Here is a 21,363-nt window from a genome sequence, read left to right as displayed (position 1 = left end):
CGCGGCTGAAGTCTGCCCCGATCAAAATCGTCAATTAACCGACGAGTGGCGTGCAGCAAAGTATGACAATAAAACCAGCGTCAATTTGTCGGCGAAACCCACCGCATCGAGCCACCCACAAGCCGGCCCCAGGCCCGCGGGCAGGCACTGAAAAAACAGCCTGGCTGGAGGGTCTACAACGGCGGTATTGCTGGCAGGTTCAGGGGGATGTGAGTTTTTGACTGGAGCTGCGGGGGCTCAGCCAGGCATTGACGTTTTCGACACTCTCGACAGGCGGCTTGCCCGCCCAGCGATTGAGCGTGAAGACATTGGTGACGAAGTCGTATTGCGTCTTGAGCAGATCACGACGAGCCCGGAATTCGTTGCGTACGCTAGTCAGTACATCGACGGCATTGACCATTCCGTAACTGAGTCCTTTTTCTGCCGCCACTCTGGACAGCTGTGCCGAGGCCAGGGCATGCCGGCTCGCACTGATCTTCTCTGCACTCGAGTTGGCGGTCAGGTAAGCAGTGGTGATCTCCTTGACCACCTGGCGCTGGACTGCTTCCAGTTGCTGCTCCGCCACAATCTGATCCTGGTAGAGCCCCCGCACCCGCGCCGAGGTTGAACCACCGCTGTATATCGGCACTTGCACGCCAATACCGGCGACATAGCTGTCGGTACGCGGCGCCAGGGAGTTGTTGTAGCCCTCGTTGGTCTGTTGCGCGCTCAGAGACAGGCTCACGGTCGGATAGTGCCCGCCCTTGCCGCCGCGCAACGCAGCGCCTGCGGCCTCGACACCACTTTCGTTGGCCTTGAGCGCCGGGTTTTGCGCTATACCCTCGCGAACCCAGGTTTCAAGACTCTGCGTCGACACCTGTAGTTGTACGTCATCGCGAATCCGGTTGAGCTTCTCCTTGACCGGCCGACCGACGATTTCCGCCAATGCCTCGCGGGTGATACTGGCCTGGTTCTGGGCATCCAGCTCCTGCGCCGCCAGCAAATCGACCCGGGCCTTGAGGTCGAGTTGATCGGTAATCATTGCCAGCTGCTTTTCGTACAACGCATTGACCCTGTCCAGGCTCTTTTGCGTGGTTTGACGCTCCGCCTTTACCAACTCCAGTTCATCCTCGGCCGCCAATGCGGCGAAGTAACGCTGGGCTAAATCCACTGTGGCCTCGGCCTGGGCCTCCTGCGCTTCTGATTCGGTTTGCTTGGCCAGGCTTTTGAATCTTTGGTAGTTCTCCCACGCGGCCTTGTTGTAAAGGTATTGACGCAGCACCAGGCTGTAGATTTCGCTATCGTAACTGCGCTGCACCAGGTCGCTCTCCTGATGAATCCGGTTCTGCCCGGCGTTGAGCGATACCTGTGGTAACAGCGAGCCCAGGGCCTCGCGTTGATGTTCCTCGCCCGCCTTCGCTCGCGCATACGAGGCCAACACTCGCGGATCTTCCAGCCGGGCCTCGCGATACAACTGCATGAGGTCAGTGGAGTACGTCGAGGCACTGACCCCGGTCGGCTTCGCTTCAGAGGTTTGCGCCAGAACGGCACCCGCGGCAAACATGAACGCCCCGCCCAGCAGAACTGTCGACGCTCGCATGATCACTCCTCGATCAACGCTTGAGAGATGACATTGCGGGCCGGCTGCAGAAGGTATTGCAACAGCGTGCGTTGCCCCGTGATGATCAACACGTCCGCAGGCATCCCTGGCAGTAATTTGCGATCACCCAAGGCGCGCACGCCGGCTTCGGTGACCCGGACCCGCGCCAGGTAATAGGGAGTCCCGGTCTTTTCGTTGACCAGCCGGTCCGCCGAGACACTGATGACTTCGCCCTGGATCACCGGCGTGGTCGCACTGTTGAACGCGCCGAAACGGATATCGGCACGTTTGCCGATGGCGATGCGATCGATATCGACCGGCGCCACCTGGGCCTCTATGACCAGTTCAGAAACCGAGGGAACGATGTCCAGCAAAGGCGTCGCCGAGCGCACGACGCCGCCAATCGTGTGCACCGTCATGCCAATCACCATGCCCGATTCGGGTGCGCGGATGATGATATGGCTGAGCCGGTCTTCCAGGGCGGAAGCCTTCTCTTGCAGGTCGTAGATTTTGGTCTGGACATCGGCCAATTGTTTGGCGACATCGGCATTGAAGTCTTTATCGACTTGTAGAATCTGCAGCTGTGTTTCATTGATCTGCAGGCGCGTCCTGGTGATGGTCGAACGATGGTCGGCCAATTCGGACTTGACCATTTCAAGCTTGCGCTGCTGCTCAAGCAGGCGTTGTTTGTCGACGAACCCTTGAGACAACATGTCTGTCAATTCAACGATTTCACCGCTGTAGGATTTATTCAGTTGGCTCTTGACCCCGATCATCGCCTCCAGCCCCTTGATCTGTTGATTTAACTGACCAATGCGCTCTTGCAGCACCGATATCTGGCCCAACCGTGAGCCCCGTCGTGCGTTGAATACCTGGGTCTCGCCCTGGCGCGCCTCGGCACCTCGCAGACTGTCGGCATCGGTCATGACGTCAAAGCCAATGACTGGCAGATTGTCCCGCTCAGCCTTGAGTCTTGCCTCCATGGCTCTGGCGGCAATGAGCTGGCTTCGGGTCATCTCGTATTCGGATCGCAGCTGGGCATCATCGAGAATAATCAGCGGGTCATCCTGCTTGACGATGTCACCGTCATGGGCCAACACCTCTTTGACGATGCCACCTTCGAGGTGTTGTACCGTTTTCCGATAAGCCTGCACGGTGACCACACCAGGCGCGTAAGCCGCGCCATCGATCGGTGCGACCGCCGCCCAGGTGCCGAACACCCCGAAGGTCATCAATAAAATGCCAAAACCCAGGCGACGGATCTTTCGATCAGAGACCGCCAGGTCGGCGAAGTTATCTGTTTGACGACTGAGCATCGTACTGTTCATCGGCATCACCCTTGCGAGTAGCCACCGAAGCCACGCTTGCGCCTGCTTGCGTGGCGTGCTTTTGTGCCCGCTGCGCGAGTTCGGCCAGCACTTGTTCGCGTGGTCCATAGAGACTGATGGCGCCATCACTCATCACCATCAGCCGGTCAAGTTGGGACACAATGTTGGTTCGGTGGGTAATCACAAAAACGGTTGCACCTGTCAGCTTGAGCTGCTGGATGGCCACCGCCAGGGCACGATCACCGACTTCGTCGAGATTGGAATTGGGCTCGTCGAGGATAATCAGCCGCGGGTTGCCATACAGGGCACGGGCCAGGCCGATGCGTTGGCGCTGCCCTCCCGACAGCATGACGCCATCGCTGCCAATGACGGTGTCATAGCCATCGGGCAACAGCAGAATCATTTCGTGAACCCCGGCGGACTTGGCCGCCAGAACGACTTTCTCGGAGTCGACCTCGGCGAAGCGGGCAATGTTCTCGCTGACGCTGCCTTCGAATAATTCAATGTCCTGGGGCAAGTAACCTATGTACGGCCCAAGTTCATGTTTGTCCCACGCACAGATGTCCGCGCCATCGAGCCGGACCACCCCATGCTGCGGCGCCCACACCCCCATCAGTGCCCTGGCCAGGGTGGACTTGCCCGCGGCACTTGGACCGATGATTCCGACAATGCAGCCGGCAGGTACGCTGAAACTCATGTTCTTGATGATCGGGGTTTTCGAGCCAGGTGCCGCGACGATCAGATTCTCCACCTGCACATGCCCCTGAGGCGCAGGCAGTGTCATACGCTCGGGCTGAGCCAGCTGTTTATCGAGGATGTCGTTGAGACGGCGGTACTGCGAGCGGGCCGCAATAAAGCCCTTCCAGCTGCCAATGATCAGATCGATGGGAGCCAATGCGCGCCCTAGCAGCACGGACCCGGCAAACACCATGCCTGGCCCCACCTGGTGATCCACGGTCAGGTATGCCCCCAGCCCCAGGATCAGCGATTGCACCAGGATCCGGAAGGACCTGGAAAGCGTGCTGATGATGCCACCTCTATCACTCGCCCCGGACTGCAGCATCAGGACATGTCTTTGGCGACGCCCCCACCGGTCCATCAGGGTTTCAAGCATGCCCATGGACTCGATGACTTCAGCGTTGCGCAGATTTTTCGTGGTGTGGAGCGTCGCGCTGATATGTTCCTTGTTGGCCTGGGCAAGTGCCGGCCCCGTCAACCTCTCATTGAGAAATGCGAGAAATAACAACAACAACGCACTGCCCACCGCTACCCAGCCATACCAGGGATGGAACATGAACATCACAGCGACATAGATAGGTAACCAGGGCGCATCGAAAAAGGCGAACAATCCATTACCGGAGAGAAACTGTCTCAAGCCCGTCAAGTCGTTGAGCGACTGGGCCGAGGCATCCATGCCGCCACTTTCCAGCGCCCGTTTGAAACTGGCCTTATAGACCTGGCGACTCAGCAACACATCCAGCCGGGTACTGACCCGAACCATGATGCGTGAACGCACCCATTCCAGAGAACCGAGTGTGACCACCAACCCGGTCATGATCAGCGTCAGCATCGCCAGGGTGGTCAGACTTCCGCTGGTGACCACTCGTCCATACACCTGAAGCATATAGAAGGTAGGAACGAGCATCAGCGCGTTGATGAAAAAGCTGAAAAAGCCAACAGAAACAAAGCTGTCTCTACAGGCTTTCAACGCTATTTTCAGACTGTTTTCAGGTGTGTTTCGCATGGAAACCCCTGCTCGGAAAGTCATACCTTGAGGAGCTTAGATCATGCCGAACGACTGTGCGCAGCCGTTGGCCAGATCGCCCCGGACAACGGGTTTCACCCCCGTTTTCGACTGGATGCAAGTAAAGCGTCACCGACAAGATCCGTTCCGCCAGTACTTGTCCTATCCTTCCCTCCAACCCATCACTGCGGACATCGAAATGCCCAGCCCCGAATCCACCCTCCTCCAGAGCTGGCACCACAACGCCAAGCCCTGGATCGAGGCTATCCGCACCGGCACCATCGAAAGCCGCCTCAAGGTCACCGACCAGGCAATCCTGCTGGCGATACTGGGCCGCCAACCCGAGCGCGTGCTCGACCTGGGCTGCGGCGAGGGCTGGCTGTTGCGGGCGCTGGCTGAACGGGCCATCGAGGCGGTCGGTGTGGATGGCGATGCGACACTGGTCGAGGCAGCACGGGCGGCGGGCTCTTCGCGGGTGCATTTGGCGAGCTATGACGAGTTGGTAGAGGCGAAGGTGGACATCGGCAGCGACTACGACCTGATCTGCGCCAACTTCGCCCTGTTGCACCAGGACATCATCCCCCTGCTCGCCGCCATGAACGCCCTGCTCGCCCCCGGTGGCGCGCTGGTGATCCAGACGCTGCATCCGTGGACCGCGGCGGCGGGCGACTATCAGGACGGTTGGCGGGAAGAAACCTTCGCCGGATTCAAGGGGCAGTGGCAATCCATGCCGTGGTACTTCCGAACGTTGTCCAGTTGGCTCAATGCTCTGGACATGGCCGGTTTTCGGCTGGCCGCCCTGCAGGAGCCGCAGCACCCGCAAAGTCCGGTGCCGCAGTCGTTGTTGTTGGTGGCTGAGCGATGGGATGTCTCGGGAATAGAGCAGCCTCAGGCGAGGCGTGGGGCACAGTGAAGTTCACACGGCGCAAACTACTCGAGGCTGGCATGACCTGCATAGCAGTCAATGCACTGTCGCCTTGGCGGTTATGGGCTGCGTCTTCAGGCGTCCTGGTTAACGACGTCACGCTTCTCAACCCGATTTGGGTTAACCGTCTCCTCACCCCGCATACGACAGATGATATTCGGCAGGCGCTCGCCGCAGGGTCTGGCCCGGTCTGCATTGGTGGTGGCCGCTATAGCATGGGCGGACAGATTGCCACCGAGGACAGCCTGCACATCGACATGCGTCAGTTCAATCAGGTGATCCATTACTCGCCCGAGAGCAGGGTCATACGCGTGCAAGCGGGATTGCGGTGGCGTGACCTGCAGTCGGTTATCGACCCACACGATCTATCGGTAAAAATCATGCAGAGTTATGCCAACTTTACCGTCGGCGGGGCGCTGTCGGTCAATGCGCATGGGCGTTATGTCGGCGCCGGCCCGGTGATCAACTCGGTGCGTGCCCTCCAGTTGGTGCTCGCCGACGGTTCGGTAGTAGAAGCATCCCGCAGCGCAAATGCCGACTTGTTCCACGCAGCCATCGGTGGCTATGGCGCGCTGGGGGTCATCACTGAGGTCGAATTGGACCTTGCGTCCAATGTCACGATGGAACGTCAGGTACACCGACTGTCAGTTGCCGATTACCCGACATTTTTCAACGAACAGATCCGCGGGAACGAACAGGCAATCCTGCACAACGCCGATTTGGCTCCCCCCTACTTTGACCAGGCTACTTGCGTCACCTGGCGCACCACGGACAAAGAGCTGACAGTCGCAGACAGGCTGATCGCACCGGGGCAATCGTACAAATTCGACCAGATCGCCATGTGGAGTGTGGCCAAACTTCCCGGCGGCCCGTTGATTCGCAAGGATGTGATCGATCCACTGCGCTATCTCAGCCACCCGGTTGTACGGCGCAACTATGAGGCCAGTGCGGACGTCGCCTCGCTCGGGCCTATCGCAACCCGAAACAGCACCTACGCGTTGCAGGAGTATTTTGTACCGGTCGCCCGGTTCTACGCGTTCGTACAGCAATTGACCACCATCCTGCAGGCGCACCAGGTTGAAGCGGTCAACGTCTCTATCCGGCACTCGCCGGGCGCCCCCGACTCGTGTCTGTCTTGGGCACGCGAAGAAGTGTTTTCATTCGTACTCTATTACTGGCAGCACGTCAGCGTGGCTGACCGTGAGGAAGTCGGCGCGTGGACACGCGAACTTATCGACGCCGCGTTGTCGCTTGGGGGGACTTATTATCTGCCCTACCAGCTGCATGCAACTCGAGAACAGTTCACACGCGCCTACCCCAACGCGCGACGCCTGTTCGCACTCAAGGCGCAATACGATCCGGGCAAGCGATTCCGCAACAAGCTCTGGGACAAGTACTACATGGGGTAGCGCGAGGCCCGAGGCTTGCTAGTACGTCCACATGCCAGTGTTCGGGCCAGGCCGACGCTCCGCTGTACGAATCAGCAGTGCCCACTGCTGAAGAGCTTTTTTATAGCTCCCAAGCATATTTTTAATAATTTTCCTCTTCCGATTGATGCCGCACTATCAAACCGCACTGAGCACCTCTGGTCCGGCTTTCCCGGATGAAAGCTTTTTTCATGACGATGCCGGCCCCAAGAGCCCGGCACGGTGGAACCTTATCGGCCTCTGGCCAGCACTGCCCGGCTTTACACCATTCTAAAAACCAGCTGTGGGAGCGTTCCATGTCTTTATCCTTACGTACCTGTGTTCCTTTTTCCCTGGCCCTGTTGTGCACCGGCGTGCTCGCCGAGCCCCAGGCCCTGACTGTCATTTCGTTCGGCGGCGCCACCAAGCAGGCCCAGGACAAGGCCTATTTCCAACCCTTCAATGCAAGCGGTGCGGGACGCATCGTGGCGGGCGAATACAATGGCGAACTGTCGAAGATCAAGGCCATGGTCGATGTGGGCCATGCCACCTGGGATGTGGTCGAGGTGGAGAGTCCGGAACTGTTGCGTGGCTGTGATGCCGGCTTGTTCGAGCGACTGGACAAGGCCAGTTTTGGCGACCAGGCCCAGTTCGTACCGGGGACCTTGACCGAGTGTGGTGTGGCCACCTACGTCTGGTCGATGGTCATGGCCTTCAACAAGGACAAGCTGGCCAAGACCCCGACTTCCTGGGCGGATTTCTGGAACGTCACCGACTTTCCGGGCAAGCGCGGCCTGCGCAAAGGCGCCAAGTACACCCTGGAAATCGCTCTGCTGGCCGATGGTGTCAAGCCAGACGAGCTCTACAAAGTGCTGGGCACCCCCGAGGGCGTGAACCGTGCCTTTGCCAAGCTCGACAAGATCAAGTCGAGCATCCAGTGGTGGGAGGCTGGAGCCCAACCGGCGCAGTGGTTGATCGCCGGTGACGTGGTGATGAGTGCCGCCTACAACGGTCGTATCGCCTCGGCGCAAAAAGAAGGTATGAACCTGAGCATCGTCTGGCCCCAGAGCCTGTACGACCCGGAATACTGGGCCGTGGTCAAAGGGTCGCCGAACAAGGCGCTGGCCGAGCGTTTCATCGCGTTTGCCAGCCAGCCGCAGGCCCAAAAGGTTTTCTCGGAAAACATCCCTTACGGCCCCGTCCACCGCCAGGCCCTGGCACTGCTGCCGGAGCCAGTACGGCAGCAATTGCCGACGGCCGAAGCCAACTTGGCCAAGGCCCGGTCGGTAGATGCGGAGTTCTGGGTGGACCACGGCGAGGAGCTGGAAGAACACTTCAACGCCTGGGCGGCGCGTTAGCCGCGACACACTCTCTGTAGCAGCTGCCGAGCCTGCGAGGCTGCGTTCGGCTGCGAAGCAGTCGTGAATCCGGCTGACGCGGTCTGCCTGATACACCGTAAGTTCTGGTTTTACGACTGCTGCGCAGCCGAACGCAGCCTCGCCCCGGCTCGACAGCTGCTACGGATTAATCAATCAAGCCATCAAGAGCGCCCCACGGAACCTGTGACCGGTAGATTTCCCAGCAAGTTGAGCCCGGTACTCTTCACGAAAGCGTCATAGTCCATCGGTTTCTCGATGCGGGTTTCAGCGTTGGGCAGTACGTAAGCCCAGGCACGCTTGGACGATGCGTCGTAAACCAGTTTGAACAGGCGGGTCGGCACCCAGACCTTGTTGTCGCCGACGGTGCCGTGGCCTGAATCAAAGAGCGGGCCGGTAAAGACAAAGACATTGCCATCGGCTCGTTTGGCAAACTTTCTGACATCGGACTCGACCTTACTCCAGATCTTCCGGTTGTTGGTTGGGTCTTGCGGCACCATGTTCGACAGCGCAAAGGATTGGGCCATTGCATTGGGGTTCGGTGCATCGGCTGCCGGGGATTGATGGCCACGGTCCACGGCCGGATGTTGGCTACGGTAGTCGCTCAACTCTGCCCGCCCACTCTTGGGAATGCGTGGGTCCGGGTAGAACTGGTTGGTGCGCTCCTCCCCTTTGGCATCCTGCAGCTGGGCGGCATTAAGGCGTTCGACCACTACCAGCGGTGTCTTGCTGGTTTGCGAGTACAGCACCGCGAAGTTGTCGGAACACAGGGCCAAGGGTTTCATTGTGGCAGGCACAGTGGCCATGTTGATCGGTTTCGCGGCCGGGAACAGATCCGCGCAGCCGTCAAACGATGCCTGTTTCTGTTTGTTTGAATAGAGTTCCAGCGCCGCGCTCTGGCTGATCGAGCCCGAGTGGGAGGTTTGTTGCTGATGCTGGGTGGGCGGCTTGATGAAATCCAGCAGACTGCGGGCTTGTGCCCCGGTCGAGAGCAAAACAAGGGCCGACAGCCCAACTGCAATTTTGCGTAGGTGCATGCTTTAAATCTTCGAATTGGATTGAGGGGTAAACGTACGACGAGTCCCGATTTACGAAACCAGGTAGAAGCGGTTGCGGATTATATTGCGGTGAGCATGCTTTCACTGTCCTTGATCAAATTGCCGATGCGGATCCGGTCGGCGCCAGGCAGTACGACCGCTGACGGTCGCGCGGGGTGTATTGACCATCACAAGTCACATTAGTGCTGAGCGGCGTACAGATTCTACTTGGCCATGCTCGTCGAATGGGCATACCTAAGCGGACTGGTTAACTGACGCGAAACGTTGTGCGTACTCCTTGTAGACAGGCGCGTATGCCGCTTTCCACTTAGCATCCAATAATCATCCATTCATTTTCAGGGAGTGTCTGATGAGCCCGAAAATAGAGCTGTATGGCGCGCCTACCGGCAACAGTCTGAGGGCTGCAATAGCCTTGGAGGAAGCAGGTATCCCCTACACCGCACGAAGACTGAACTTGCAGGCGAATGAGCAACGCGACTTGTCGTACCTGGCGCTTAATCCGGCAGGAAAAGTCCCAACCCTGGTCGACCATTCATCGACACCCCCGCTGGTCATTAACCAATCGAACGCAATCATTCAGTTCGCTGATGCAAAAGCTCCGGGTCGGCTTGCACCTGCGCATCGTGGACCAAAACGCGACCGGGTGTTTGATCGTTATTTCTTTTTCGTAACGGACGTCATCGGGCCCAGTCATGCTGCATTTTCCCTGCGCCAGGCAGGATTTAATGATGCGGCCACAGTTATCGATCAACGCGTCATTGAACAACTCGTCTACGCAGAACGGTTTCTTACCGACGACTTTATGGCCGGAGATCAGTTCTCCATGGCGGACATCTCCGCTTTCACCATTGCGGCATCATTTCGTGATCGGCTGGATTGGGCAGTGCTTTCACGCTTATCACGCTGGTTCGACGCGATCGAAGCCAGGCCCGCCGTACAACGAGGATTGAAAACGTTCCAGAATCACTGAGCGCTACTGCGCAGACCTTATTGTGTGCGCTAAAGATGGGCATGGCTGCTCGCATCCTGCCCGAGGTCTGAGCCCCGGACATGCGAATATCGTATGTATCACAAGAATGGCAGCGTTCTATAAGGGCTCTGCTGTCTGGATAAGCGAGTTCAACACCAGTTTTATTTCAGAGGCTGGATCTTTATGCCCTTGCAGTATCAAACCTTCCGACAAAGCGGTGAAGGTCCTTGCAAGAGCGGCATTCGCCAAAGGAGGCTTCTTGCCTGCATGATTAAATATGATGGTAATCAACTTACCCAAGGCTTCACTATTTTCCTGATGCAGATCGTAGTAATGCGTTGAGAACTCTTCATCACGCAAGGCGATCAGTTGCAACTCAGCATCAAGAATCGCGCAACTGGTATTATTTTTAAGCGTGTCAATATAGGCATTCAATCCATGGGTCAGCTCTTCCGATGAATACCCTGAAGTCAGGGTGACACTCAATCGATCAATCTCAACTCCCTTGAATCTCTGAGTTAACTGCAGAAGCAAGTCCGACTTACTTGTAAAGTTTGAAAAGAAGGCCCCCTTCGAAAAACCGGCTTCCTCGGAAATAGCGTTGACACTGGTGGCGTGAAAACCTTTTCTCACCATAAGGTCAGTGGCGGTATCGAATAACTTATCCCTTGTTATTTGCTGACTTTCTTCTCGACCTAATCTCTTTTTAATCACGCCTTCGGCTCCTTTGGCCAAACAAATCTATTTGTAACTGGATGCAACGGATCTGCCACTCACTGCGCAAACCTGTTTTAACTATCATATCTTATACTAAGCCCTCTTAATCACTTTGCATTTAAACTTTTAAGGAGTGCCATGTAAATGCCATGTATTGAGCCCCGCACGTTCAGGCGCCTTGGTATCCAGCCTGACGCGCGCGCCCTGATGAATCGAGTCAGCAAGGGTGTCTTTTGACTCCCCCCAGAAGGCAGGCGACGGACGGCAAAAATGTCTAGCGATGACCTCAATCCGCCCGATCCCGGTGAATGCCTGCTGTCGACAACGCTCTAAACCACAGGATTTTCGTGTTTCAGGTCGGGTTCAAGGACGTCGACCTTGTGGCGACTGTTAAATACCGCTTGATTTCCAGATACCGAATGGTTTTTACTTGCCGCCGTTGACGCCCCCTGCCTGGTCAAAGCATCGAGCGCGGTGACATCAATCTCAATGCAGTAGCAGGTTACCACCCCACAGGAGCTGGATTTTAATGGAATATGCCTTTGTTACAGGCGCTACAGGCCTGCTCGGCAATAATGTGGTTCATGCGCTTTTAAAGCGAAACATCAAAGTAAAAGCACTGGTCCGCTCCGTCGAAAAAGCCAAGAAGCAGTTCGGCAATCTGCCAGTCGAATTTGTCGAAGGCGACATGCTCAATGTCGACGCCTTCAGCCATGCCTTGCAAGGCTGTGATGCCTTGTTTCATACGGCCGCCTATTTCCGCGATAGTTACAAAGGTGGAAAGCACTGGCAGAAACTGTATGACACTAACGTGACCGGTACCGAGCGCCTGTTGCAGGCCGCTTATGCCGCAGGCATTCGTCGTGCAGTCCATACCTCCTCCATTGCCGTCTTGAAGGGCGATAAAGATCAGGTGATCGATGAAACAATGTCTCGCAGTGAATCGGAGGCTGACGATTACTACCTGAGTAAAATATTGTCTGAACAGAAAGTTCAGGAATTCCTGGCGCGGCATCCGGACATGTTCGTCGCCATGGTATTGCCTGGCTGGATGTTTGGCCCTGGGGACATCGGCCCGACCTCATCAGGACAGTTCCTGCTCGACTTTGTCGGACAGAAATTGCCCGGCGTACTGCCTGGAAGTTTTTCCGTTGTCGATGCCAGGGATGTAGCAGAGCATCAACTCGCGGCGATCACACGCGGCCGATCCGGAGAACGCTACTTGGCAGCCGGCAATCACATGGACATGAAAAGCATTTTCCAGGCGCTCTCCAGTGTCAGCGGCGTAAAAGCGCCGGAGCGCAAAGTGCCACTGTTCATGCTGCGTATAATTGCCTTGATCTATGAAGGTTATTACCGAATCACGAAAAAGCCGGTGCTCATCAGCACTTCCACTGTCAAACTCATGGAGCAAGAGCAAGGGCGCACCCATTTCAGCCACAACAAAAGCCTGAAAGAATTGCAGTGCAAGTTCCGCCCCGTGACGGAAACATTGACCGATACCCTGGATTGGTATCGGAAAAATAACTACATTGATGCTTAATTGAAACAATTTATATATAGCCTGCCTCTGTAGTACTTTTTTGTCTGACCATAAATTCAAGGATTGAGAGAGGTTGGTAAATGAAAAGCCTTTCATCTAAAGAAGGTTTTCTGCATCGGTTCGTCGGTTTTTCAGAGTCGTTCCCTGAGCACATTGCCATCAGGAACCTGGACGCGGAAGAAGATACCGTCACTTACCGTGAGTTGCGTATAAAGGCTGAAGAGTGCAATGGCGCACTCTCAGCATTAAATGTATTGCCTGGCGACAAAGTAGCGCTCGTTCTACCCAATGGGGTGGAGTTCATCGCTTACTATTTGGCGATCATCGGTCGCGGTGCGGTTCCGGTCATTCTCAACTACAAACTGACGCCATTCGAAATGAACAGCGTCATCAGCATCGCCAGACCGACGCTGGTAGTGACCACCGAAACGCTGTTCGAGCAGCATAGCGAGACATTTCAGCCTGACTACGGCGTTAAGCACTCCTTGGTGTTGAACGCCGCAAGCGAGCCGTCATCGCCCCTGCCCGACAACGCAACGGCGGACTCTCGGCTTCCCCGACAGACCGAGCCCTTGTTACTGCCCGAAGGCAATCCGATTGTCTCGGTACAGTTCACCTACCGGGGCATCGGTAAACCGCTGGCCGTTTCTCACCGCTACCTTGATTTGACGCAATCGAGCGATGGCCTGCATGAGCAGTTTCATCTTCAAGGTGTCGGTTCCGTTCATCTGGTGACGCTGCCGCTGTATGCCATCTTCGGCCTGTCGGTGATGATGGTTTTCCCCTTGAGCGTGGGCGCCACACTGTTAATGACTAACACCCTGCTCAACAGGGATCTGGCAGAAGTCTTGTCCCAGCATAAGGTCACCTTTGCCTGCCTGGTGCCCGACGTCATTCGCTACTTCAATACACGACTGGCCAAACGCAAGGGCGCGCTGTTGCCGTTGCACCCTCACCTGATGATTTATTCGGGTGGCAGCCATTTACCCGCAGACGAAGCCGAGAAACTGGGAAGACTGCTGGGGTGCAATCCGGTGCTGCAAGGCTATGGATTGACCGAGAGCATGCCGGTGATTGTCCAGAGCTCGATTGGCAAGGTCCATCGCGGCGCCATGGGACAACCGATCAGAGGCGTAGAACTACGGGTCGTCGATGCCGAAGGGCGGGATGTCGCACCTGGACGCATTGGCGAACTGCTGATTCGCGGTTCGATGGTGATTGACGGCTATAACGATGCAGAGGACGCCAATGCCCGGTTCTTCCGTGATGGTTGGCTACACACGGGTGATCTGGTCTGGCGGGACGACGACGGGCATGTGTTCTTCTATTGCCAACGCCTGCGAATCTCGAAGATCAAAGCGCAAATGGTCGACCTGACTGAAATCGAATCCATTGCCCTGAAGCACCCGGATGTAGTGCGCGCGAAAGCTTACATCGTCCCGGACAACAAGGAGGTCAACGTACTGCACCTGTGCGTTGAAGGGAGCGGCGACCTGATCCAGAGCGCTGTCTCTACCCTGCTCTCGCGCTACCTCTCGGGCTTCAAGTTGCCCAAAACCATCGAGATCATCTCTCTCAAGGAAGAGATTCATGCAAGCTAATGGCACACAACCGGTACTGGCCGTGTTTGACTTTGACGGCACATTGACCGACAGACATACGTTCTGGCGCTACATGCGTTATATCGTGGGAACCCGATCGTTCTGGCTCAGGATCATTCCCCTGCTGCCCAAAATGCTCAGTGTAATCGTTGGCATCACGCCATTGATGCAAGCCCGACTGGCATTCATTGCCTGTTATCTGGGCGGTCTGTCCGTTGAGCAAGAGCGCGAGCATGCCAAGTATTTCATCAGCGAGCTGCTACCGCTCTGGCTCAGGCCCGAGGCCCTGCGCCGGCTGCAATGGCATCAGTCCATGGGGCATGTCACTGCGCTGGTCAGCAACTCGCCGGAAAACTACCTGATTCCCTGGGGTCAGGCAGCGGGTTTTGACTATGTCTGCGGCACTCGCCTGGCGACGGCGAAGAACAAACTGACCGGAGGAATATCAGGTACCAACTGTGTTGAGAGAGAGAAAGTCACACGGCTCAAGGGCTGCCTGAGCAACCTTGATGACTTTTACATTTATGCCTACGGGGATTCATCCGGTGACGATGCCCTGCTCGGCATTGCCAACTCTCCCTTCTACAGAAACTGGTACTAACCGATGAACACTCTGAGCACTTTGGCCCCCAAGCACTTCAGCCAACCCGGTAATACCCCGACAGTCATGATCGTAGGCGCCGGCCCGATTGGCCTGTCCCTGGCAATCATGCTGAAGAAGTGGGGCGTCTCTTTTCGCATCATTGAAAAGAATGCCGGTCCCTCGACCGCTACCAAAGCGATGGCCATCCATTCCAGAACCCTGGAAATTTTCCGAGATCTGGGAGTTGCCGATCAGGCCATCAGCGACGGATTCACTATCAACCAGTTTTCGGTGCAATCGAACGCCAAACGGGTGCTGAACTACAACTTCTCCTACCTGGACGCCACCTACCCCCTGCTCCTCAGCCTGCCACAACCGCAGACAGAGAAGATTCTGCTTGAGCGACTGAACAAGTTGGGAGCAGATGTTGAATGGAATACCGAGCTGGTCGATATAGAAAACCAGCCGGGCTCGGTGCAGATGACGCTTCAGCATGCGGACGGCAGCGCCGAGTCCTTTTCCAGCCGCTGGGTGGTCGCGTGCGACGGTGCTCGCAGCAACATCAGAAAACGTCTTGATATGACCTTCGAAGGATCGTCCTACGACCGCTTCTTCATGCTCGCCGATGCCGATATCGAGTGGTCTGGAAGCAAGGACGAAGGCGCTTTCTTCCTGGGTGCACAGGACGGTTATGTCGCGGTCGCGCCGATCAGCGCTCAATCCCGTTATCGACTTTTCATCGAGATGCCCTACAACCTGCCGCCAGAAGGTGAACGCCCTTCCTTGAGCCTGGAGAACTTTCAGCGGTTGTGCGAAGGACGCGGGCAAAAGATGACGTTGTCCAATATTTCATCGACCACCATCGCTTCTTTCCAACATCGCCGCGTGCAGTCGTTGCAGCAAGGCTCTGTGTTTCTGGTGGGCGACTCGGCTCATATCGGCAGCCCGATAGGTGGCCAATGGATGAACCTGGGGGTTTCCGAGGCCTATAACCTGGCGTGGAAAATGGCCTATGTCGATCAGGGCCTGGCTGATCCATCGTTGCTGGAAAGCTACAACGAAGAGCGCTACCCGGTGGCCCTGGAAGTCGAGAACACGGCACATCGACTGACCGGACTGATTACCGTCAAGCATCGCGCCCTCGTTTGGCTGCGCGACAATGTTCTGCCACTGATAAGCAACAGGCGCAAGGTTCAGCGCAAACTGCCGTCGATGATTTCCGGTCATCAGTACCACTACGGCAAGAGTGATTACATCCAGGAATCGCTGACGAAAAAGCAGCGCATGAATTGGGATAAAAAAGGCAAGAAACCCGAATTCCAGACGTCGGTGCCTCGCGCCGGGCAACTGGCACCCGATGTCGAGTTGTGGCAACTGCAAGGTATGCCGCCAAAGCGCTTGATCGACTTGTTCCACGGAACGTTCACGCTGTTGATTTTCAGCGCAGCCGATCAGTTTTCCCCGTTGTTGCCGGGTTATTACTCGCTGGCCGAGTCGGTGGAGAAGGACTACCCGGGCATCAAGGCTTATTGCGTTATTGATGCCCTGAGCAGCGCCGAACTGCCTTCCTGGCACTCGACGTTGCTGGACCCCGATTGGCGGCTGCACAAGCGTTACCATGCCAAAGCGGGCACGTTGATGTTGATTCGTCCTGACGGCTACATCGCTTTCCAGGGAGCCGATGCAATAACGCTCTTCACTTATCTGAACGTAAGATCCGGGCTGCTCAAAGGAGCCAGAAAAACAACATCTTCCGAGATCGACGCAGTGGAACTCCAACTTTAAGTCGCTATATGGCTACTGCCAACCTGGTTCATTGATTCACACAAGGCCCAACCCTGGGCCAAGACTTGTTATTTCTTGTTTGTAGAAAACATATACCGACTTTGGTTAGGAGAACCTCATGCGCTTCCAACTCAACGATGTTGTGCAGGAATTCATCGTGTCCAATGGAAAAATAGCCAACAGCTATTTTTCTCTTTCAGAAAAAATCATTGATTCACTGTGCGAGTCCAATATCGCAAAAGAATCAATATTGATGCGTTTGCTGGAGCAGGCCGAATCCGTCACTGCGCACTACTTCAATGCTCATCAACAAGTCCTCGAGGGCGTTTATGCCAATGGGATTGAAGCCCCCGTCAATAAAAACCTTGCGGTGCTGGAGCCCGTACACTCGAACCCGGTAATACTGGAATCGACACCTGTTGCGGAACAAACACCCGCACTCAACTACGGGCAATGGCTGCGCGCCGAAATAAGTACGGTCACAGGATTCAAAAAAGAACAAATCGACTTCGATCAAAGTTTCGAAAGCCTGGGTATCGACTCTCTCGGCATGGTCGATATTTTCGAATCCCTGGCCCAGCACTTCCCGGAAAAGAAAGAGCTCACCTCGCAGCTCTTTGATGCCCCCACTCCTACCGCCTTGCTGGCGCGGCTTGAAGCCGATCCGCAGGCACCTGCCGTGGATGTCGAAGCATGGGTACTGGAACAACTGGCGAATATCACCGGTTTTACGGTTGACCAGATCGACCAAAAACAAAGCTATGAAAGCCTGGGCCTGGACTCCCTCGTGCAGCTGGACTTCCTGGAGTCGGTCGTCGCATTGTGGCCGCAACTCAAGGCCAACAGCACTGAGCTGGCCAACGCCAAGTATCCGCAGGCAACAATCGCCCTGATTAAAGCCGCCCTGGCCGCCCCCGAGTCGACATCAACACCCGCTACCGAAGTGCAAGCACCTGCCTCAACGGACGACCAAGGGCAGGCAAGCAACCTGCTTTTCAACTCCCTGTCACCCCTGATCCCGGACGCGCCACAGTCGATCGACATTGAGACGCCCTTTGCACAGTTAGGGCTCAACGGTTTTGCCCGAGAAGCACTCTGCCAATCAATGGCGCAACAGTGCTCTGCCAGCGAGTTTGCCGGTGAAGCACTGATGTCGCGTCGTACGCCGCAGGACGCCTTGTCGCTTCTGGCACGACTGAGCTGAAGCACTGAGCCGCTGTAAAAAATGGCATGGAATCCGGGTGATCGGACAGATCACCCAGCATTTTGGCAATCAGGAGACAGGGTATGAATGGCGCGGTAACAACAGAGGGCGACTTTTGCTTCAGCGCAATGGCCGGCGAGTTTCCCGGGGCACCGTCAACGGATGCGCTTTGGCATTTGCTGACGCAAGGACAGATAGCACCTATCAATTCGATGCTGACACGCTGGGAACTGGATAAGGCGTCAATCTATTCAGCAAAGGCAGGTGAAAAGGATCGCGTTTACCTGGACAGCGCTTTTTGCCTGACCGATGACGCATCAACCCCTTCACGGCATGAAGGACGGCAGGTCGCCATCGGTAAGAAAGTACTGCAGACACTCCTCGCCCAGCTTGCCGGACAAGGCTCGACTCTGATCAAAGAACGCACCGCATTGGTGGTCGCAACATCCTGGAGTGACGAGAGTTATTTCGTCACCGGCATGTCCGGAAAAACCGAAGCACCACAGGGCTACACGCCGGGTGAACAAGTGGCTGAACTGGCGGCGGCTTTTGCCTTCGGTGGCCCGGCGTTATCGGTCGACACCGCCTGTAGTTCGTTCCCCTATGCAATCGACATGGCTCAGGCCCTGGTCAATAGCGGACAGGCGGATAACGCGATTGTCATGGCACTGAACACCGTGCTGCCACCGGCGCTGTTTCTGGGCTTCTCGCAGTTGACCGCCTTTTCCGCCCGGGCCCAAATGCAGGCGTTCGGCCAGGACGCTGACGGCATTGTGCCGGGCGAATGTGCAGTCGCCTTTTTGGTCGAACCTGTATCGCAGGCCCTGATTGCGCAGCGCCGTCCCCTGGGTGTTTTACGGGCATTGGGAATGTCCGCCGATGGCGCCGAAGGTTCAGTGTTTGCACCTGGCAAACAGGCCCAGTACACGGCTTACCAGCGTGCCTATATCGGTCTTGATCCCAATGACGTGGACTACATCGAAACCCATGGCACCGGTACTCCGCTGGGTGATGCGACAGAGCTGGACTCGCTGAACAGCTTCTTCGCCCCCCACTGCACAGACGGCAAAAAAATCACCATCGGTTCGATCAAGTCCGTCATTGGCCACCCACTGGCCGCCGCTGGAGGCGCTTCGCTCGCCAAGGCGCTGATGATCTTGCGTCACAAAGGGATTCCACCTCAGCCCGACTACCGTACCAGCGCAAAAGTCGACGAGACCAGCCTGCGACTGGCCACAAGGCAGATACAGCCCCTCGCGGACCGGCAGTCAGCGATCCGTATAGGCATCTCGAGCTTTGGCTTTGGCGGCGCCAATGCGCATCTGGTAGTGGATGAATATATTCCCGACAACCGCCCTGTCGCCCCTCACGCCAACCCCGGCGTGTTAATGCTGGACCTTGCGATTGTCGAAGCTGAAGCAGCGATCGGCAGTCACGGCTCGTTGCAGTCATTCAAGCAACAGCTCGATCGGCCGGCAGCGCCATCAGTCAGTTTCCCTTATGGGCGTTTCGTTGATTACACCCCTGCCCCAGGTCAGCCATTACTGGGCCAATTCCTGGCGCAGGATCGCGTCATTGATATCGACGGTTTCGGCATGGGTCCCAAACCTCTGGCCCATGTCGATCCATTCAAGCTGTTGATCACCGATCGCGTCAATCATTTGCTGCGACGCCTGCCGGGTGTGGCCGGCTCACACGGCACGGCGATGGTCATGTGCTGCAACATGGGCGGGGAACGCTTCAGCAATGCGTACAGCAGCGCTCACAGCTTCTACTCCCAGGCTCAAGGCACGCCACCGGGCGTGGAGGTAGCGGACGTCGCAACCATGTTGCCGAACATGTTGTCCGGCTACCCGACGCAAATTTTTGACTTCAAGGGTTTCCATCAAACACTGGTCGGCACCCCGGGTCTGTTCTGGCAAACCTTGCTGGCATCGCAGCAATGGTTCAAGAACGGCATAACCACGCTGTTGCTCGGTGCAGGGCGCTTTATCAGCGGTGAAATCGAGATCGAGCGCGCCCGACATTCAGCGACGGTGCAAGGTGAAGGACTGGGGCTGATTGCGCTGCGTCCCTATCAACCAGACGCCAGCGACAAACCTTTACTGGTGATCCGCGCGGCGGTCCTCGCCCATGCCGCGAACTCGCTGGAAGAGGCTTGCCAACTGCTGGGCAAATCGCGGAGTCAATACCAGAACATTGAAGTCTGCGAGCTGCAACCTGACGCGACTCATGCCAGTGGATCTCTGCAAGAGATTACCGGTTTCCTGGCTGAAGCCAGTGGCATCGAAACCCTGCTGGCGGTGATGTTGAGTGCATCGGCTCACACGGTGATCGAGGTTCGCGAAGCCGGCAAGGCAGTGATGTGGTTGTTTACTGAAAAGCTTCGGGAATGGAGCACGGTGGCCGAACCCGCTCCTGCCATCAAGCATCCCTTTACCCTGCGTTTTGCTCACTCGGCCCACCATGAACTGCAACCGGTGATCCCGCCTGCCCGTCCTGTCAGCCTTGTCCGCGAACCACAAAACGACGGCGTCGACGTGCTGCAACTCAGCGACATGCTGACCAACACTCTGCTCTCAGGGCTGCGTGTCCGGGTTCGCGCCATGGAGAGTCTTTTCGCCCTGCACCGTGGTACTGAAGTCCAGCGCCCGGCGCACTGGCAACGTTGCCCGGAAAACGTCGTAATCACCAACGTCCAGCGCGGCGCTCAGTCACTGCACGCCCAGCTCGTGGTGAATGAAGCGCACCCTTATTTCTTCGATCACCCTCTTGATCACATCCCCGGCATTCTATTGCTCGAGGGCGTGTTGCAACTGATTGAACTCGCCATGCCGCCACTGAGTGGACGAGTCGCGTATGTCAAAACCCTGAATATCAAGTTCCAGCAATACGTACAAAAGGAGGGTGTGATTGATCTGCATCTGGAACAGGAAAAAGACTCCCAGGTGTTCAATGCCAAGGTCATGCAAGCCGGAAAGCTGATGTGCACCTGCGTCCTTGGGATGGCCTACAGCTCGGCGTTCGAGAAATCGCCCGCCGGCGAGTTCACGGCCACTCGCTGCCGTGACAAGGCCTTGCTGCACAAGGCCAGGGAAGAAAACGTCATCGTCAGTGACATGAGCGGCATCGCTCAGGGCTTGAGCGTGGACACGCTCAAACTGCCGGATGAGCACTTCTTCCAGGAGGGCGACCCCGAGCACCATTCGATGGTGTATTTCCTCGAAGTTGCCCGCCAGTGCTACATGCAGATTGCCCACAGCCATCTGCGGATTCCACTCAACACCCCGATGAACCTGCTGGCCTTGAGTTTCACCCTGGATCGGCCAATCCCCAGGAACAGTCCGCTGTCATTGGCACCGCAAGCGGGTTTTGACGCACAACAGCCGTTCAAAACCAACCGCATCTATATCGACCTGTTCAACCGGGGCGAAAAAATCGGTCAAGCCAGCATTACAGCTCAGGTGCTGAGTCAATCCGCACCCGCGGCCTGAGGCACTCAATTGATCCCACTCTCCCGCATGACCGTGCCCCCAACAATCAA

At 56.6% G+C, this 21,363-nt stretch carries 15 protein-coding genes; 10 read left to right on the top strand and 5 right to left on the bottom strand.

Annotation, left to right across the window (positions count from 1 at the left end):
- Positions 1-199: 199 nt before the first annotated feature.
- Genes AC07VO_RS26515 through AC07VO_RS26505 form a run of 3 tightly spaced genes read right to left on the bottom strand, consistent with a single transcriptional unit; the run spans position 200 to position 4,651 of the window.
- On the bottom strand, positions 200-1,579 hold the full coding sequence (locus AC07VO_RS26515) for a TolC family outer membrane protein (RefSeq protein WP_192351298.1): 1,380 nt from the start codon (positions 1,577-1,579) through the stop codon (positions 200-202).
- A gap of 2 nt (positions 1,580-1,581) precedes the next feature.
- Positions 1,582-2,895, bottom strand: a complete 1,314-nt coding sequence (locus tag AC07VO_RS26510) for an HlyD family type I secretion periplasmic adaptor subunit (protein WP_018927963.1) — start codon at positions 2,893-2,895, stop codon at positions 1,582-1,584.
- Complete coding sequence (locus AC07VO_RS26505) at positions 2,873-4,651, bottom strand: type I secretion system permease/ATPase (RefSeq protein ID WP_192351296.1); 1,779 nt, start codon at positions 4,649-4,651, stop codon at positions 2,873-2,875. The genes AC07VO_RS26510 and AC07VO_RS26505 overlap by 23 nt, the downstream gene beginning before the upstream one ends.
- Positions 4,652-4,850: 199 nt before the next feature.
- On the opposite strand from AC07VO_RS26505, the gene AC07VO_RS26500 reads away from it, so the two are divergent.
- From AC07VO_RS26500 to AC07VO_RS26490, 3 genes are all read left to right on the top strand, one after another.
- Positions 4,851-5,564, top strand: coding sequence for a class I SAM-dependent methyltransferase (locus AC07VO_RS26500; protein WP_064621256.1), 714 nt, complete (start codon positions 4,851-4,853; stop codon positions 5,562-5,564).
- A gap of 32 nt (positions 5,565-5,596) precedes the next feature.
- On the top strand, positions 5,597-6,985 hold the full coding sequence (locus tag AC07VO_RS26495; protein WP_064617453.1) for an FAD-binding oxidoreductase: 1,389 nt from the start codon (positions 5,597-5,599) through the stop codon (positions 6,983-6,985).
- A 314-nt stretch (positions 6,986-7,299) separates the two neighbouring features.
- Positions 7,300-8,340: an ABC transporter substrate-binding protein gene (locus AC07VO_RS26490; protein ID WP_192351294.1), complete on the top strand. Its 1,041-nt coding sequence runs from the start codon at positions 7,300-7,302 to the stop codon at positions 8,338-8,340.
- Between the two features lie 182 nt (positions 8,341-8,522).
- Here the strand turns inward: AC07VO_RS26490 and AC07VO_RS26485 are convergent, their stop codons facing one another.
- Entirely contained in the window at positions 8,523-9,395 is an 873-nt protein-coding gene (locus tag AC07VO_RS26485) for a DNA/RNA non-specific endonuclease (protein WP_018927953.1), read from the bottom strand.
- A 370-nt stretch (positions 9,396-9,765) separates the two neighbouring features.
- Between AC07VO_RS26485 and AC07VO_RS26480 the strand changes: the two genes are divergently transcribed.
- Positions 9,766-10,386 carry a glutathione S-transferase family protein gene (locus AC07VO_RS26480; protein WP_064617447.1) on the top strand — a complete coding sequence of 207 codons (621 nt, stop codon included), beginning with the start codon at positions 9,766-9,768 and terminating at the stop codon, positions 10,384-10,386.
- 117 nt (positions 10,387-10,503) lie between these two features.
- Here AC07VO_RS26480 and AC07VO_RS26475 read toward each other — a convergent pair whose 3' ends face one another.
- Positions 10,504-11,100 carry a TetR/AcrR family transcriptional regulator gene (locus AC07VO_RS26475; protein ID WP_018927951.1) on the bottom strand — a complete coding sequence of 199 codons (597 nt, stop codon included), beginning with the start codon at positions 11,098-11,100 and terminating at the stop codon, positions 10,504-10,506.
- A gap of 532 nt (positions 11,101-11,632) precedes the next feature.
- On the opposite strand from AC07VO_RS26475, the gene AC07VO_RS26470 reads away from it, so the two are divergent.
- The 6 genes from AC07VO_RS26470 to AC07VO_RS26445 all read left to right on the top strand — a co-directional run bounded on the left by AC07VO_RS26470 (position 11,633) and on the right by AC07VO_RS26445 (position 21,313).
- Complete coding sequence (locus AC07VO_RS26470; RefSeq protein ID WP_018927950.1) at positions 11,633-12,646, top strand: SDR family oxidoreductase; 1,014 nt, start codon at positions 11,633-11,635, stop codon at positions 12,644-12,646.
- Positions 12,647-12,726: 80 nt separating this feature from the next.
- Positions 12,727-14,247, top strand: a complete 1,521-nt coding sequence (locus AC07VO_RS26465) for a class I adenylate-forming enzyme family protein (protein WP_495007681.1) — start codon at positions 12,727-12,729, stop codon at positions 14,245-14,247.
- Positions 14,237-14,848 (top strand): HAD-IB family hydrolase, encoded by a 612-nt coding sequence (locus AC07VO_RS26460; RefSeq protein ID WP_018927948.1) that lies wholly within the window; start codon positions 14,237-14,239, stop codon positions 14,846-14,848. The genes AC07VO_RS26465 and AC07VO_RS26460 overlap by 11 nt, the downstream gene beginning before the upstream one ends.
- Positions 14,849-14,851: 3 nt before the next feature.
- Positions 14,852-16,615, top strand: coding sequence for an FAD-dependent monooxygenase (locus AC07VO_RS26455; RefSeq protein ID WP_018927947.1), 1,764 nt, complete (start codon positions 14,852-14,854; stop codon positions 16,613-16,615).
- 118 nt (positions 16,616-16,733) lie between these two features.
- Positions 16,734-17,819: an acyl carrier protein gene (locus tag AC07VO_RS26450; protein WP_192351292.1), complete on the top strand. Its 1,086-nt coding sequence runs from the start codon at positions 16,734-16,736 to the stop codon at positions 17,817-17,819.
- Between the two features lie 83 nt (positions 17,820-17,902).
- On the top strand, positions 17,903-21,313 hold the full coding sequence (locus tag AC07VO_RS26445) for a polyketide synthase family protein (RefSeq protein ID WP_192351290.1): 3,411 nt from the start codon (positions 17,903-17,905) through the stop codon (positions 21,311-21,313).
- Positions 21,314-21,363 lie beyond the last annotated feature (50 nt).

The organism is Pseudomonas sp. GW821-FHT03E01 (assembly GCF_059420765.1).
This window is presented reverse-complemented; position numbering and strand designations above follow the sequence as displayed.